Here is a 625-nt window from a genome sequence, read left to right as displayed (position 1 = left end):
TCAAGGAGAAGGCCGGCAAGGACCGCGAAAACGCGTCTGTGGGTCTCTACGACTATCCGGTGCTGATGGCTGCGGACATCCTGCTGTATCGCGCGACGCATGTGCCGGTCGGCGAGGACCAGAAGCAGCACCTCGAACTGTGCCGCGACATCTCACAGAAGTTCAACAACGACTTCTCGGAGTCCATTGCTGCGCAGGGCCACGAGGGTCCCTACTTCCCGATGCCCGAGCCCGTCATCACCGGTCCGGCAACACGCGTGATGAGCCTGCGCGACGGCACCAAGAAGATGTCGAAGTCGGATGCGTCGGATAATTCGCGCATCAACCTCACGGACGATGCGGATACGATCGCGCAAAAGATCCGCAAGGCGAAGACCGATCCGGAACCGTTGCCATCGGAAGAGAAAGGCCTGGAGCCGCGTCCCGAGGCCGACAATCTCGTGGGCATCTATGCAGCGCTGTCCAACCGGTCGAAGGCTGACATTCTCGGCGAATTCGGCGGCGCGCAGTTTTCCGGCTTCAAATCGAGCCTCGTCGATCTCGCTGTCGAAAAACTGTCACCGATCGCCGGTGAAATGAAGCGGCTGACGACATCCGATCTGGCCTATGTCGATCAGGTTCTGGC

Annotated in this window: 1 protein-coding gene; it reads left to right on the top strand. The window is 60.2% G+C overall.

The genetic code is table 11. From position 1 onward, the window contains the following. Window positions 1-625: tryptophan--tRNA ligase (locus AC1DU6_RS34595; protein WP_477863023.1), on the top strand; the 625-nt coding region annotated here is incomplete at both ends.

It is taken from the genome of Roseateles sp. P5_B10 (genome assembly GCF_056400485.1).
Note: the sequence above shows the minus strand (reverse complement) of the source record. Positions and strands in the feature narration are given on the sequence as shown.